Annotated in this window: 13 protein-coding genes; 5 read left to right on the forward strand and 8 right to left on the reverse strand. The window is 43.8% G+C overall.

All coding sequences use genetic code 11. The features are described 5' to 3' along the window. Positions 1 to 686 precede the first annotated feature (686 nt). Positions 687 to 1,964: a citrate synthase gene (locus tag O9X84_RS12685; RefSeq protein ID WP_032094189.1), complete on the forward strand. Its 1,278-nt coding sequence runs from the start codon at positions 687 to 689 to the stop codon at positions 1,962 to 1,964. Between the two features lie 89 nt (positions 1,965 to 2,053). Next, the gene (locus tag O9X84_RS12690; protein WP_269520139.1) at positions 2,054 to 2,476 is read left to right on the forward strand and encodes a DUF3429 domain-containing protein; all 423 of its coding nucleotides are present in this window, start codon (positions 2,054 to 2,056) and stop codon (positions 2,474 to 2,476) included. Positions 2,477 to 2,586: 110 nt separating this feature from the next. On the opposite strand, the gene O9X84_RS12695 is transcribed toward O9X84_RS12690, so the two are convergent. Beyond that, positions 2,587 to 3,492: a pirin family protein gene (locus tag O9X84_RS12695; RefSeq protein WP_269520140.1), complete on the reverse strand. Its 906-nt coding sequence runs from the start codon at positions 3,490 to 3,492 to the stop codon at positions 2,587 to 2,589. A 15-nt stretch (positions 3,493 to 3,507) separates the two neighbouring features. Continuing rightward, positions 3,508 to 4,470, reverse strand: a complete 963-nt coding sequence (locus tag O9X84_RS12700; protein ID WP_269520141.1) for a glutathione S-transferase family protein — start codon at positions 4,468 to 4,470, stop codon at positions 3,508 to 3,510. A gap of 458 nt (positions 4,471 to 4,928) precedes the next feature. Between O9X84_RS12700 and tcdA the strand changes: the two genes are divergently transcribed. Next, positions 4,929 to 5,705, forward strand: coding sequence for a tRNA cyclic N6-threonylcarbamoyladenosine(37) synthase TcdA (gene tcdA, locus O9X84_RS12705; RefSeq protein WP_269520142.1), 777 nt, complete (start codon positions 4,929 to 4,931; stop codon positions 5,703 to 5,705). 141 nt (positions 5,706 to 5,846) lie between these two features. After that, complete coding sequence (locus O9X84_RS12710) at positions 5,847 to 6,254, forward strand: hypothetical protein (protein WP_269520143.1); 408 nt, start codon at positions 5,847 to 5,849, stop codon at positions 6,252 to 6,254. Positions 6,255 to 6,278: 24 nt separating this feature from the next. On the opposite strand, the gene O9X84_RS12715 is transcribed toward O9X84_RS12710, so the two are convergent. Then, positions 6,279 to 6,839: a DUF2919 family protein gene (locus tag O9X84_RS12715; RefSeq protein ID WP_269520144.1), complete on the reverse strand. Its 561-nt coding sequence runs from the start codon at positions 6,837 to 6,839 to the stop codon at positions 6,279 to 6,281. Between the two features lie 385 nt (positions 6,840 to 7,224). Here O9X84_RS12715 and rimO point away from each other — a divergent pair, with 385 nt between their 5' ends. Beyond that, positions 7,225 to 8,664 carry a 30S ribosomal protein S12 methylthiotransferase RimO gene (gene rimO, locus O9X84_RS12720; RefSeq protein ID WP_269520145.1) on the forward strand — a complete coding sequence of 480 codons (1,440 nt, stop codon included), beginning with the start codon at positions 7,225 to 7,227 and terminating at the stop codon, positions 8,662 to 8,664. A gap of 82 nt (positions 8,665 to 8,746) precedes the next feature. On the opposite strand, the gene O9X84_RS12725 is transcribed toward rimO, so the two are convergent. The 5 genes from O9X84_RS12725 to msbA all read right to left on the reverse strand — a co-directional run bounded on the left by O9X84_RS12725 (position 8,747) and on the right by msbA (position 13,288). Beyond that, a complete protein-coding gene (locus O9X84_RS12725) occupies positions 8,747 to 9,406 on the reverse strand; it encodes an SDR family oxidoreductase (protein ID WP_269520146.1) in 660 nt (219 codons plus the stop codon). Positions 9,407 to 9,471: 65 nt separating this feature from the next. After that, entirely contained in the window at positions 9,472 to 10,230 is a 759-nt protein-coding gene (gene kdsB, locus O9X84_RS12730) for a 3-deoxy-manno-octulosonate cytidylyltransferase (RefSeq protein WP_269520147.1), read from the reverse strand. 97 nt (positions 10,231 to 10,327) lie between these two features. Continuing rightward, positions 10,328 to 10,522 (reverse strand): Trm112 family protein, encoded by a 195-nt coding sequence (locus tag O9X84_RS12735; RefSeq protein ID WP_269520148.1) that lies wholly within the window; start codon positions 10,520 to 10,522, stop codon positions 10,328 to 10,330. Next, a complete protein-coding gene (gene lpxK / locus O9X84_RS12740; RefSeq protein ID WP_269520149.1) occupies positions 10,512 to 11,543 on the reverse strand; it encodes a tetraacyldisaccharide 4'-kinase in 1,032 nt (343 codons plus the stop codon). Before lpxK ends, O9X84_RS12735 begins: the two co-directional genes overlap by 11 nt. Beyond that, entirely contained in the window at positions 11,540 to 13,288 is a 1,749-nt protein-coding gene (gene msbA, locus O9X84_RS12745; RefSeq protein WP_269520150.1) for a lipid A export permease/ATP-binding protein MsbA, read from the reverse strand. The genes lpxK and msbA overlap by 4 nt, the downstream gene beginning before the upstream one ends. Positions 13,289 to 13,519: the final 231 nt, after the last annotated feature.

The raw sequence follows: 13,519 nt of genomic DNA on the forward strand, positions 1-13,519 counted from the left end.
TTAATCCGTAGGGATAAGAATTACTTGTATTTATTATGTCCTGAACAAGTGAATTCGCTTTTAACCTGTTAATTGCCTCATCCATTGAGTTGTTAACAATTTGTGAACTTATCTTTAATGCTTTTAACAGAATAATTATTCTAGTAATCAAGCACCGCCGAGTATATCCAGCGTAGTATATAATTACAATTTTTTGTGTCGTAGTAAGACTTTAGTCTGCTTTAACACTTTATTGGTAATTATTTTCAAATAAAAGAGATCACAATTGCTCCAAACCCACTGCCTCTCACGTATAATAGCGTGATTTAGGTTATCAGTGCTGGTAATGCGTGACCATTATATATGCTTCAAATTAACGTCTTTTAATGAAACTGGTTAATTATTCTGCACAGAGCATATAGCCGTTGTAAGCGTCAAGCGATAAAAACATGGATTAATGATTTACCTTTCCCCAAAAGTAATTAAAAATATTGGGGTATTAAGGAACATGGTGTTTTTATTTGGTACCGAATCAGTAATAAAAGTGCTAATACAATTCTCAGTGATAGAGAATATTTATTATACATATATGCAATAAAATTGACTTATTGGTGCATAATAAAGTACAAATACGCCCACTTTTCCCAATTAAGCGGACATTTTCGTCCGTTTTGCTGCAAACAGAACCATTCTGAGGAGAGCAATATATGGCAGATCAAAAGGCCATTCTTAAAGCCGGCGACAAGGAAATCGAGCTTCCTATTTTGTCTGGCACAGAAGGACAAGACGTAATCGATGTCCGTTCAGTTGGACAACACGGTTATTTTACTTACGACCCTGGTTTTATGGCTACAGGATCTTGCGAGTCTAGCATCACTTACATTGACGGCGCTGCCGGCGTACTTCTTCACCGTGGCTTCCCCATCGAAGAACTAGCGCGCGACGCTGACTACCTAGAAGTATGCTACATGCTGTTACACGGTGACGCACCGTCTACAGAGCAATACGAGGAATTTAAAGAAACAATTACTCGTCATACAATGGTTCACGAGCAAATTAACATGTTCTTTCATGGTTTCCGCAATGACGCCCACCCTATGGCGATGTTGTGCGGTACCGTTGGTGCAATGTCATCGTTTTATCACAGCGACCTTGATGTTTCTAACGAAGAGCAGCGTGTACGCAGTGCGCACCGTTTAATCGCGAAAATGCCTACACTAGTTGCTATGTGTTACAAGTACAATGTAGGTCAACCGTTTGTATATCCTCGTAACGACTTGAGCTACGCAGCTAACTTCTTAAACATGATGTTTTCTGTACCTGCTGAAGAGCATAAGATTAGCCCTGCAGTTGAGCGTGCAATGGACCGTATCTTTACGCTTCATGCTGACCACGAGCAAAATGCATCTACCTCTACCGTTCGTCTAGCTGGTTCATCTGGTGCTAACCCTTATGCGTGTATCGCTGCAGGTGTTGCGTCTTTGTGGGGGCCTGCTCACGGTGGTGCAAACGAAGCATGCCTTAACATGCTAGAGGAAATCGGTACTGTTGACCGCATTCCTGAGTTTATCGCCAGAGCGAAAGACAAGTCTGACCCATTCCGCCTGATGGGCTTCGGTCACCGTGTTTATAAAAACCACGATCCGCGTGCCACCGTTATGCGTGAAAGCTGCCATGAAGTATTGAGTGAACTTAACGTAAAAGATCCACTGCTTGAAGTAGCTATGGAACTTGAAAAAATTGCATTGAGCGACCCGTACTTTGCAGAGAAGAAGTTATTCCCTAACGTGGATTTCTATTCTGGTATCGTACTTAAAGCGATTGGTATTCCAACTAACATGTTTACATGTATCTTTGCGCTATCTCGCACAGTGGGTTGGATTTCACACTGGCATGAGATGATGAGCGATCCAAAACAAAAAATTGGTCGTCCTCGTCAGCTATACACCGGTCACAGCCAAAGAAAATATACCCCTATAAAGTAGTTATGAACTAACTGCCCTTTTAGGTTGTAAAAATAGCGCCACGATTGGCGCTATTTTTGTTTATGGCGTATTTTTTTAAAGGAATACAAATGCCCTATTCTGCACTTGGTCTTGGTTTAGCAGGTTTAATACCGTTTATTGCTATGCCGCTGGCCTACGTACTTAATGTTTTAACTATTACGCAAAGCGCAACGTACTTCGTACAGTATTCCGCAGTGTTACTCTCTTTCTTTGGTGGCGTTCACTGGTGGGATGCAATTAGCAATCAGCGCTACGACAAGCAAATGTATTTGGCCATGTTGCCTACTATTGTGGGATGGCTGTGTCTTGTCTTCGCAAATGATGTAAAGGTTCTCGGTGTGTTGTCTGTGAGTTACATTGCCATCATGCTTTACGATAAATTCACGCTTTCCTTGCCAAAAGAGCAAATCGTGAGTTACATCGGCTTACGCATGGGGTTAACCACCGTTGCGGTAATCAGTCATGCTTGGATGATATTTCTATTGTCCTAGACGTAACGATATAAAAAAGCAGACCGCCACAGCTCGTTTGAGCTGTGGCGGTCTCATCACTCATAATTAGCGTCTCTATTACATTGCCACAGTGTTTCTTGGCAAGTCTCTTATTTTGCCAGTGTTCCATTCTTATAGGCTTCAAACGCCTCCATTATTTCTTGCTGCGTATTCATAACGAACGGTCCGTATTGGACAATGGGCTCATTAATAGGCTCACCAAATACCACAATACACTTACATTCACCCTTGGCGAGAAGCGTTAGTTGTGAGTTCTCAGTACTTGTGGACGACAGTACCCCTATCTCTGTTGCACTAAGTGTGTTTTCCGATGCTGCTGATTCTGGGTTTACCGTCAACGCTCCCTCATAAACATAAATAAACCCCTCTTGCATTCCATTAATATTAAGAGAAAGAAGCGAGGGTTCATCCTCGGTGGGTGTAAGATGAACATCAAAAAACGATGGTGCAACAGCGGTGGTTTTTACAGGTCCAGTAACACCATCAAATTCACCAGCAAGCACCTTCACTGTGGCTCCGTGACTGTTTACAACCGGTACGTCTGACGGTTGAATGTCTTGGTAGTTAGGCGATGACATTTTTTCATGCGATGGCAGGTTTACCCATAGTTGGAAGCCCTGAAGAAGCCCCTCTTCCTGCTCGGGCATTTCTTCATGGATAATACCTTTACCCGCATTCATCCACTGGATCCCACCTGCCTCTATAACCCCCTCGTTCCCCACGGAATCTTTATGCCGCATCTTCCCTGCCAGCATATAAGTCACCGTTTGAAATCCCCTATGGGGGTGGGCAGGAAAGCCAGCCAAATATTCATCCGGTTTATCGGAACCAAAAAAATCGAGCATTAAGAATGGGTCAAGCCTAGGGAGCATTGGCTGCCCAATGATACGTGTTAAAGAGACACCGGCCCCATCACTCGTGGCTACCCCTTTTACCCGTTTTGTGACCGAGCGTTGAGTAACAGCATTTTTCTGATTATCAGTGTTTGATTTCATAACAGGTGCTCTCGCTCATTTACCGATGTTTTCTCTGCCATGGGCAGACATCAAATCTTGAGATGGTCCCACTGGAATAACCTGGGTTGGGTTAATCATGGTATGACTAAAATAATAATGACGTTTTATATGGTCAAAATTGACGGTTTCTGCCACGCCAGGTACCTGGTAAAGCTCCTTCATATAACCGAATGTATTGGGGTAATCGGCTATTTGCTTTTTATTACATTTGAAGTGTCCGTGATACACAGGGTCGAAGCGTATTAAGGTGGTAAATAGACGCCAGTCTGCCTCGGTTAGCGTGTCTCCCACTAAATAACGGGATGAGGAAAGACGAGTTTCAACCTCTTCAAGGGCATCAAAGAGCGCATTGACGGCTTCTTCATACGCCTCTTGTGTAGTGGCAAAACCAGACTTGTATACCCCATTATTAATACTGTGATAAACCAATTCGTTAATGTCGTCGATGTCAGAGCGCAATAATTCAGGGTAATAATCATCATCGTTTCCTGTTAGTGCATTAAAGTCGCTATTGAGAATTCGAATGATGTCTGCCGACTCGTTGTTAACAATGGTGTTGAGTTTTTTATCCCACAAAATTGGCACAGTAACTCTCGTCGTAATATCAGGGTCAACCTTGGTGTATAGCTGGTGAGCAAACTCAACGTTAAAAAGTGTATCGCCAGTTGCACCAGGATAATCTCCAAATTCCCAGCCATTATCGAGCATTTCTGGATGCACGACAGATACGTCGATGTGGGATTCTAGCTTTTTAAGCTTACGAAAAATCAGTGTTCTATGGGCCCAAGGGCACGCTAAAGATACATACAGGTGATAGCGTCCGCTTTCAGGGGCGAACTTACCGTCACTATCCCCTATTCGATGGCGGAACTTACTTGCCTGCCGTTCAAATTTACCGCCACTTTTGTCTGTGTCGTACCATTTGTCTTGCCACTTTCCATCAACTAATAAACCCATAACCATACCTCTTTGATAAAAACGCGTTGACCGTTGCCGTACATTCGCACCAACGTTCTTTTAAAAAAGGTCAACGCGCCTAAGTGTTAAACGTCTTATTTTCGATAGGTAAATTAAAACATGTAATTTATAGAACGTATGTTGACTTAATACGGATTTAACATTCTAAAAAAGCAAAAGAAACTAGTAATTATTGGTTGTGAAAGCTAAAAGCGCTTCGTGAATACCTTATGGTAATTTAACTGATGATTCTGACAATGCTTTTTGCGGTGATTTCTGAGAAAATACTCAGTGACCAAATTAAGTTGCAGTTTGAAGCGAACGACTAAACAAAAAATAGAATACCGCCGAGGTACGAAAAAGACGTTAATCACTGTGAAAAGCACGCTGAGATAAACGAAAATTTCTTAACATGCTTATTTAATCGAGCTAATTAAAACAATCTGAGTAGAATTACCATGTCTGAAGACCCACGTTTAGGTGGCATAGTGCGCTTATATGGCGCAGAGCAAACTCATGCACTAGCAAATAGCCATGTTGCCGTTATTGGCATAGGTGGCGTGGGGAGTTGGACCGCAGAGGCACTTGCCCGTTCGGGTGTAGGCAAAATTACGCTAGTAGATTTAGATGATGTCTGTGTCACTAATACTAATCGCCAAATTCATGCCCTAAACAGCACCATAGGCGATCCGAAAGTGGAGGTGATGGCTTCTCGCATAGCGCAAATTAATCCTGCGTGTCAGGTTGTAGTAATTGAAGACTTTATTACTCCTGAGAATACTAAAAGCTTGCTAACGCCTGACATGGACATGGTTGTGGATGCCACCGACAGTATTCGCGCTAAAGCCGCGATGATCGCCCATTGCAAACGGAGTAAAATCCCTATTATTACTGTTGGCGGCGCGGGCGGTCAAATAGACCCCACTCAGGTAACGCGCGGTGACTTATCAAAGACAACCCAGGACCCCCTCGCAGCAAAACTTCGTAGCGAGTTGCGCCGCTTTTACAATTTTAGTAAAAACCCAAAGCGACGTTTTGGCGTGGAGTGTATCTACTCTACTGAACAACTTCGCTACCCTCAGCCAGACGGCTCCGTGTGTTTCAGCAAGTCAGCGATGGAAGGTGGAACCCGACTGGATTGCGCTGGAGGCTTTGGTGCAGTTGTCACAGTAACCGCAACATTTGGCATGTTTGCCGCTGCAAGCGTGATAAATCGATTGACAGGTAACAAGTAATTAAAAACAGTTTTCATATTACCTTAGGGCAAACAACCTGTTATATTTCAATGTCTATTGTATTGTCATGCCCGTTATATTGTACTGACTAGCGCGTGTAAATCTTAATTTACCGCTGTATCGCCTAACAAGGAGAAGACTGTGTCACCAGAAGAACTCAATAAATTAATGGCCGATTGTGCATCCGACGCAAAAGTTGTCGCATCAAAAGAGTTCGACATTACTCTCGATGATTCACCGCAAAGCATTACAACAGTAGATGATGTTTTACTGAGTTTTATAGACAAGTTTCACGACCAAGCACTTGAAGATCAAGCGGTTTTCACAATCTGTAATATTTTTGGGGCTTACGTTGGCGAAATATTAAAAAATCAGATTGGCGGCGAGTGGATTTATGATCAGTCAAGCCCGAGTGCCCCGACTGTCTTTCTCGGTGTTGGTGGCAATACTTATGCATTAGCTGGCATTTGTTACGAGCGTTTGGTTAACGACAGCCAAGTAAGTGTCTATGCCTACTACGAACAAGCTTTAGCCAACCACAAGCACTAATCATGGGTATTGGTGCAAATACCCTTAGCCTCGGTTAACCCCATCGCCGGCCTGTTTATCGATATCATCGGTACCTCTTAAAGCGTCCTCTGCTTTGTTTTGTTTATCTGGCACCTCAACGGTTGGCGTTGCCCAATCGTTAATCATCCACTTTAGGTGGCGACTTCTCGTTACTACGTAGAGCGTCATTGAATAGAGTAGTATTTTTACTGCCGTTACCACCTCAAAGCCCCATTGATGATGCATGAGATAGTAGACTTGAGACGTGAGAAGAATAAGCACCCCAATTTGTATAAATGGCAAAATACAATGGCGCCACCTTATCAGGTCGTGTTTCCATAGGCGCTCTCTTTGACTGATTAATACAAGCGTGAGCAATACTGGCAAGCTCGCTACCAAATTAAGACCTAAGGCTTCTTTTTGAGGATAGAAAAAGGCAAGCAAGTCAGTGGTTTGCGTACGAGATGCAACGGAAAAGATAAACACAAGCCAATCAATACAAAGCAGTAGCAATAGCGAATACAACCAGACAGGCGGTAGTATTCGTCCAGATTCATCGTAGTATTTTAAGGGTAGTTTTAGCATTCGGTCAGCTTTATCATCGTCGATTTCGTTTTTGTTATTTGGTTTAGCGCCAGTTTGAATAATGGGGCTGTGAATAGAAAATTAAAGCGCACTAGCTAAAAATACCGTTAATTAAAAGTTACCTCTTTGCAACACCACCGTCTTTGCACCTTATTTAATCAAACCCTTTGCTAGAATGTATAACAACTATCAGTACGCCCCTTTTTACTCGTTTGTATAAACGTCTAATTTAACACCCCTGATTCAAACATTCTTATTTAATGAAAAATGGGCAGCTATGTACTGTGTTATTGTGTCACTTACTGTATACTTTGCGCCCTTTTTAAGTCGCGCCCAATTTACGTATATTCATTGGGACATCGTCATTGGCTAGGTGATATTTTAGATGACAGTAGAAACGTTTAATCCTAACAAAGTAACCAACAACACAACAACGTTAGAGACGCCAGTAAGAGTGTTGAATGAGACCAAATCGAACAACGCCAGCAACGGCAGTCGTATCGGCTTTGTTTCGTTAGGCTGCCCCAAAAACTTAGTGGATTCTGAGCGTATTCTTACTCAACTTCGCACTGAAGGTTACGATGTTGTACCTACCTATAACGATGCTGACCTCGTTATTGTTAACACTTGTGGTTTCATTGACGCCGCAGTAGAAGAGTCACTAGATACCATAGGTGAAGCGCTTAAAGAAAACGGTAAAGTTATTGTCACTGGTTGCTTGGGTATCAAAGAAGACGAAATACGCGAGGTGCACCCTAACGTACTTGCCATTACAGGTCCTCATGCCTATGAAACCGTGGTAGAGCAAGTGCATGAGCATTTGCCAAAGCCCTCTCACAACCCGTTTGCCGACCTAGTTCCAGACCACGGTGTAAAGCTCACCCCAAGGCACTATGCGTACTTAAAAATATCGGAAGGCTGTAATCACAGATGTACATTCTGCATTATCCCTTCTATGCGTGGCGACTTAGTCAGTCGACCCGTGGGCAATGTGCTTGATGAAGCTAAGCGCCTAAAAGATGCTGGAGTTAAAGAGCTTCTTGTTATCTCACAAGATACTAGTGCCTATGGTGTAGATGTAAAACACAGAACCGGCTTTTGGAACGGCATGCCTGTTAAAACCCATATGCAGCAGCTGTGTGAAAAGCTAGGTGAAATTGGAATTTGGGTACGTTTACATTACGTGTACCCCTACCCGCATGTTGACGATCTTATTCCTTTGATGAACGAAGGTAAGATTTTACCCTACCTCGACATTCCATTTCAGCACGCGAGCAAACGTATTTTGCGTCTAATGAAGCGCCCTGGCAGCTCAGAGCGAGTACTTGAACGAGTGAAGAAATGGCGTGAAGCCTGCCCGTCACTTGTAATTCGCTCTACATTTATTGTTGGCTTTCCTGGTGAAACAGAAGAAGAGTTTGAAGAACTTCTCGATTTCCTACGAGAAGCGCAGCTTGACCGTGTTGGCGCGTTTGCTTATTCACCCGTTGAAGGTGCAAGGGCTAACGATCTGCCTGATCCTGTTCCAGAAGGCGTTAAGCAGCAGCGTCTAACTCGCTTTATGGAGGTGCAGGGAGAAATAAGCGCGGCTCGCCTTCAAGCACGAATTGGAAACGAATACCAAGTGGTTATTGACTATGTAGACAGTGAAGGTGCAGTAGGTAGAACGTATGCCGATGCGCCAGAAGTTGATGGCCTTGTTCATCTAAACGGTGTTTATGATGTGAAACCGGGCGAGCGTGTGTGGGCCGAGGTTATTCACGCTAACGAGCACGACGTTTGGGCTGTGCTGTCTGAAGAACAGGATGAACAAGACGAAGCGTAAAACCAACGATATAAAACACGTAATACAAAAAAGGCGCTGATTGAAGCGCCTTTCTTGGATCTTAGTTTTTGCTTTTTACTTTTTACCAGGGCAATATTTCACCATTGGAATGAACAAACTGCCCAGTAGACTCTAAATTCAATTCAGAAATTCGTTCTACCAAACGCTCAGCACATGTAGTTGTGTCAATATCACCAGCGCCGCCCACCATTTCGGTCTGCACAAAGCCAGGATGAAACAAGCCAACTGCTATACCTTTGGGCTTAAGATCGTTAGCTAGCGACACGCCTGCGGCATTAAGCGCTGCCTTTGACATACGGTAGCCATAATAGTTGCCAGAGCCATTGTCGGTCATAGAGCCCATTCGACTTGTTATTAATGCAACCTTACTGCCAGACGATAAGCGTGGCAGTAACAGTTGGGTAACAAGTAATGGGCCTAATGCATTGACTCTAAATTGGTAATCTATGGTATTCGGATCCCAGTCATCGATAGACTCTTTTCCCAGCACTCCTGCGTTATTAATGAGTACATCAATTTTAACATTAGAGAGCGGCGCTAATTGCTCGCCTAATGTATCTGGCCGAGACACATCCACGCCCTGAATTACATTAATACCTGTGCTGTTTAATTCATCACAGCTATTGCGGCACGTTGCATACACTTTTGCTCCCTGCTGTTGATATTGCTTGGCCAGTGCGAGTCCTATCCCGCGATTGCCTCCCGTTATAACAACATTCATAATGCCTCCCTTTGTGTGTTCTCTTATATGAGTAAGTTGATTAAACTGATTTAGGTGTTTTAGTTTTAACTACGTTGCTCTAGCGCTATTAGCAAACGTTCCAAATCTTCAGGTGTATCGATCCCTATAGGAGGTGGCGCTTTGGCCTGCTGGCAATGAATGCTATCGCCGTACCACAAGGCTCTCAATTGCTCTAGCGATTCTATTTGCTCTAAAGCGCTAGGTTCATAATTCACATACTGCTCAATATACCTTGCTCGATATGCATAAATACCAATATGGCGATGGTAGAGCGCCGTATCTGCGTCGCTCTTATCACTCATCATTCTATCCCGTTCGAAGGGAATGGGTGAGCGTGAAAAGTATATCGCCTCACTATTTTTGTTAACCACAACCTTAACGATATTGGGGTTAAACACGTCGTCGATACTGGTAACCGGGGTGGTTAACGTAGCCATCTCACACTCTTTAGCGTTCGCTAAATTTAGCGCGACTTGACGGATATTTTCTGCGGGAATAAAAGGCTCATCGCCCTGCACATTCACCACAATATCATCTGCCTCGAGCGACATCGTACGAACTACTTCTGCAATGCGCTCAGTACCAGACTGATGCTCAGAAGACGTCATACAGACTGTGCAAAACTGGCTTGCCACTTTTTTGATTCTGTCATCGTCGGTGGCCACTATAATGCGCTCTGCACCTGCTTCTTTAGCACGCTCAACAACATGCTGAATCATTGGTTTGCCGTTAATGGATGCTAAAGGCTTGCCAGGAAAACGACTGGAACCAAAACGTGCGGGTATAACAACTGTAAATGCCATAGCTTGAAGTACCATGTGTAGAAGCAATAGTCTTACTTGTGTTTGTTCGAAATGCAATTGCAATAAGGCAATAGCGCGTGATGCAAAACGCTGAGTTCTAGCGAGTAGCGTCCACTTGTTCTAACGACAAGGTAGTGGCCTTAGCTTCTATTAACACAGGAATGCCGCCTTTGATGTCATAAGCGAGACGGTCGAAACGGCACACTAAACTGTTGTTAGATTCTCCTAGGACGAGTTTCCCCTTGCATACCGGGCATGCTAATACTTCTAAAAGCTTTTTATCAAACGCCATCTTCTTTTTCCTTTTCACTACTTTTTATAACCAGCCCCGTTGTGGCTAGCTTATTATCTATCGCATTAAAAAATGCATCATTAATACACGCACTCACGGGTAGAAACCAGCAGTCGTCGTGTACATATGAAGCTACCTTTACCGCGTCTTTTTCGGTCATTACCACGGTGCCCTCAGGGATATCATCGCGACTAAAATGATAGTGGTCAGGAAACGGTAAGGACACAACAAGGTTAATTCCCATCGCTTTTAATTGATTAAAAAAGCGCTGTGGAGAGCCAATACCTGCAAGTGCACTAACAGGCTTCTCACGAAAAGAGCCTACGCTAGCCTTCCTATCCTTATCTTGGATGTTGGTGAGTTGTCCAGGCTGTAACGACATGGAAAACTGTTTTGACACGGGTTGGTTAAAATGGGGAATTACGTCACTGTTGTGAATAATTGCATCCACATTAGCTAAACGCCACAGCCCTTCTCGCAAGGGTCCCATGGGTAGTAGGAAACCACTACCCACTTTTCTATCGTCCATTACCACTAATTCAACGTCTCGATGCAGAGCATAATGCTGCAGGCCATCATCGCAAATAATGAGTTGGCAACCTAACTCATCAACTAAATAGCGAGCACCACGAGCACGTACTGGGTCAATTACTACAGTACAACCGCTTCGACTGGCTAACAGCCTAGGTTCATCACCTACCTCTTCGGCGTTGTCATTCTCATTCACGCTTCGCGGGTAAAAACTGGAGTTGCCGCCATAACCACGACTTAGAATACCCACTTTAATGCCACGTCGGGTGTAATACTCTGCAAGGGCCAATACGACTGGCGTCTTTCCATTACCACCCACAGATATGTTGCCCACAACAATGACCGGCGCATTCACTTTTATGGTTTTCTTAACGCCTATTTTGAATAGCAGTCTTCTACCTGCAGAAACGCAGTAAAAAAGCAGCGTAAGGGGCGCTAACAACCACACCAATGGGTGTCCGCCATACCACTTTTTTACCAAATTACTCACTTAGCATCACCAAACTGCAGTGCATGAAGTTGAGCGTAATGGCCATTTTTCTCGAGCAGTTCGTGATGGCTGCCTTTTTCGATAATCTGCCCCTGTTCCACCACCATAATAGCATCGGCACTTTCAATGGTAGATAGTCTGTGTGCCACCACAATACTCGTGCATCGCTTTTGCAGTGTTTCCAACGCATCTTGAATTAACTTCTCAGACTCCGTGTCTAACGCCGACGTTGCCTCATCAAGAATAAGAATAGGCGCCTGGGCTAAAATAGCCCGTGCGATAGCAATGCGCTGGCGCTGGCCTCCCGATAGCATCAGGCCGTTTTCACCTATGACGGTGTCTATTCCATCTGGCAAGTTAGCGAGAAACTCTTCAACATGGGCCATTTTTGCCGCGTGCTCAATCTGGCTGCGTGTGACATTTTCTCTCGCGCCATAAGCGATATTGTTGGCAATGCTGTCGTTAAATAAAGTCACGTTTTGAGACACTACCGCAAACTGAGCACGTAGGTCTTTAAGGTCTATTGAATTAAGCGCCTTATCATCTATGCGAATTTCACCTTGTTGAGGCACATAGAATCGCGTGAGCAACGACGATATCGTAGACTTTCCGCTTCCAGAGCGCCCTACTAAAGCAATGGACTGGCCAGGGTTTGCAGTAAACGAGACATTAGACAGTGCCGGCGTTTGTTTACCCGGGTAACAAAAAGTGACGTCATCAAATTCAAGCTTTCCTGCTGCGCGCTCAAGAGGTAGTGCGCCAGTATCATCTTCATCCTGTTGATCTAAAATTTCAAAGATACTGGTACAGGCGGCCATGCCCTTTTGAAATTGATTATTAATAGTGGTGAGCTGTTTAAGGGGTTTTAACAGCATCACCATACAAAACACAACATTGATAAATACCCCAGCGGTGAGTTGTTCTAACATGCCTGGCGTACTGGCAATAAATAACACTACTGCCAAGGCTATAGAGGCAATAACCTGAATTGATGACACGCTGAGAATTTGAGTTACAGACAGCTTCATCGTTTGCTGACGGTTGTGGTTATTTTTTTCTTTAAACTTTTCCTGCTCTATTTTTTGTCCGCCGAACATAATCACCACCTTGTGGCCGCGAACCGCTTGCTCTACTGATGAGGTAAGGCTACCCATAGAGTGCTGAATGTTTTTACTTACCACCCTAAAACGCTTGCTAACAAAAGCAACGATAATGGCAACTATCGGGCCGATAAGTAGGAATATAAGGGATAACTGCCACGAGTAATAAAACATCACCCCTAAAAGGCCTATCACTAGTGCCCCCTCTCGAATAAGGGTAAGCAGTGCTTTTCCTGATGCATTAGCCACTTGCTCAGTGTCGTAGGTCACTTTACTGATAAGCCCGCCAACGGCGTTATTATCGTGAAAGGACACAGGTAGGTGAATATACTTTTCAAATAGCTGCTGGCGCATACGCATTACCACTTGAGCACCAATCCAACTCAATGTGTACGTACCTAAGAAATTGAATATGCCTCGCAGCAAAAACAACGGGACAATGGCATAAGCGGCAAGGCGCAAGTATTCGTGATCATTTTTTCCCAATGACTCATCAATCATGGGTTGAAGCTGCGCAAAAACAAACGTGTCCACCGCTGAATAGCCAATCATACCAATGATGGCAAATACAAAAGGCACCTTGTACACCTTGAGGTAGCTAAGAAAGCGCTTAATTTGAAAATCCGAGGTGTCGGCTTGCTGCATGAATTGTTTTCACCCGTCTTATTTTTTATAAATTGTCCAATTATTAAAGCCCAACGCGCTGTTGTGTCTTTAACGAGGTTTTTTGACCTTTACTGTGCATTGCTAAATAGCGTGAGTTGCCCAACAAGCAGATGCCTTAAGACCTACTAGCTTAAAAACATCTAACACGGAATAAACCGTACTAAAACCTTAATATTATTGTACTCGTAATTCTTTCAATTCACTAATTTC

The sequence above is a fragment of the Alteromonas sp. BMJM2 genome, assembly GCF_027257845.1.
In the GTDB taxonomy this organism is placed as follows: Bacteria; Pseudomonadota; Gammaproteobacteria; order Enterobacterales; family Alteromonadaceae; genus Alteromonas.

What these genes read in the sequence shown, in the direction of transcription:
- O9X84_RS12685 (WP_032094189.1), top strand. Translation starts at nt 687, where the DNA reads ATGGCAGATCAAAAGGCCATTCTTAAAGCCGGCGACAAGGAAATCGAG.
- O9X84_RS12690 (WP_269520139.1), top strand. Translation starts at nt 2,054, where the DNA reads ATGCCCTATTCTGCACTTGGTCTTGGTTTAGCAGGTTTAATACCGTTT.
- O9X84_RS12695 (WP_269520140.1), bottom strand. Translation starts at nt 3,492, where the DNA reads ATGAAATCAAACACTGATAATCAGAAAAATGCTGTTACTCAACGCTCG.
- O9X84_RS12700 (WP_269520141.1), bottom strand. Translation starts at nt 4,470, where the DNA reads ATGGGTTTATTAGTTGATGGAAAGTGGCAAGACAAATGGTACGACACA.
- tcdA (WP_269520142.1), top strand. Translation starts at nt 4,929, where the DNA reads ATGTCTGAAGACCCACGTTTAGGTGGCATAGTGCGCTTATATGGCGCA.
- O9X84_RS12715 (WP_269520144.1), bottom strand. Translation starts at nt 6,839, where the DNA reads ATGCTAAAACTACCCTTAAAATACTACGATGAATCTGGACGAATACTA.
- rimO (WP_269520145.1), top strand. Translation starts at nt 7,225, where the DNA reads ATGACAGTAGAAACGTTTAATCCTAACAAAGTAACCAACAACACAACA.
- O9X84_RS12725 (WP_269520146.1), bottom strand. Translation starts at nt 9,406, where the DNA reads ATGAATGTTGTTATAACGGGAGGCAATCGCGGGATAGGACTCGCACTG.
- kdsB (WP_269520147.1), bottom strand. Translation starts at nt 10,230, where the DNA reads ATGGCATTTACAGTTGTTATACCCGCACGTTTTGGTTCCAGTCGTTTT.
- O9X84_RS12735 (WP_269520148.1), bottom strand. Translation starts at nt 10,522, where the DNA reads ATGGCGTTTGATAAAAAGCTTTTAGAAGTATTAGCATGCCCGGTATGC.
- msbA (WP_269520150.1), bottom strand. Translation starts at nt 13,288, where the DNA reads ATGCAGCAAGCCGACACCTCGGATTTTCAAATTAAGCGCTTTCTTAGC.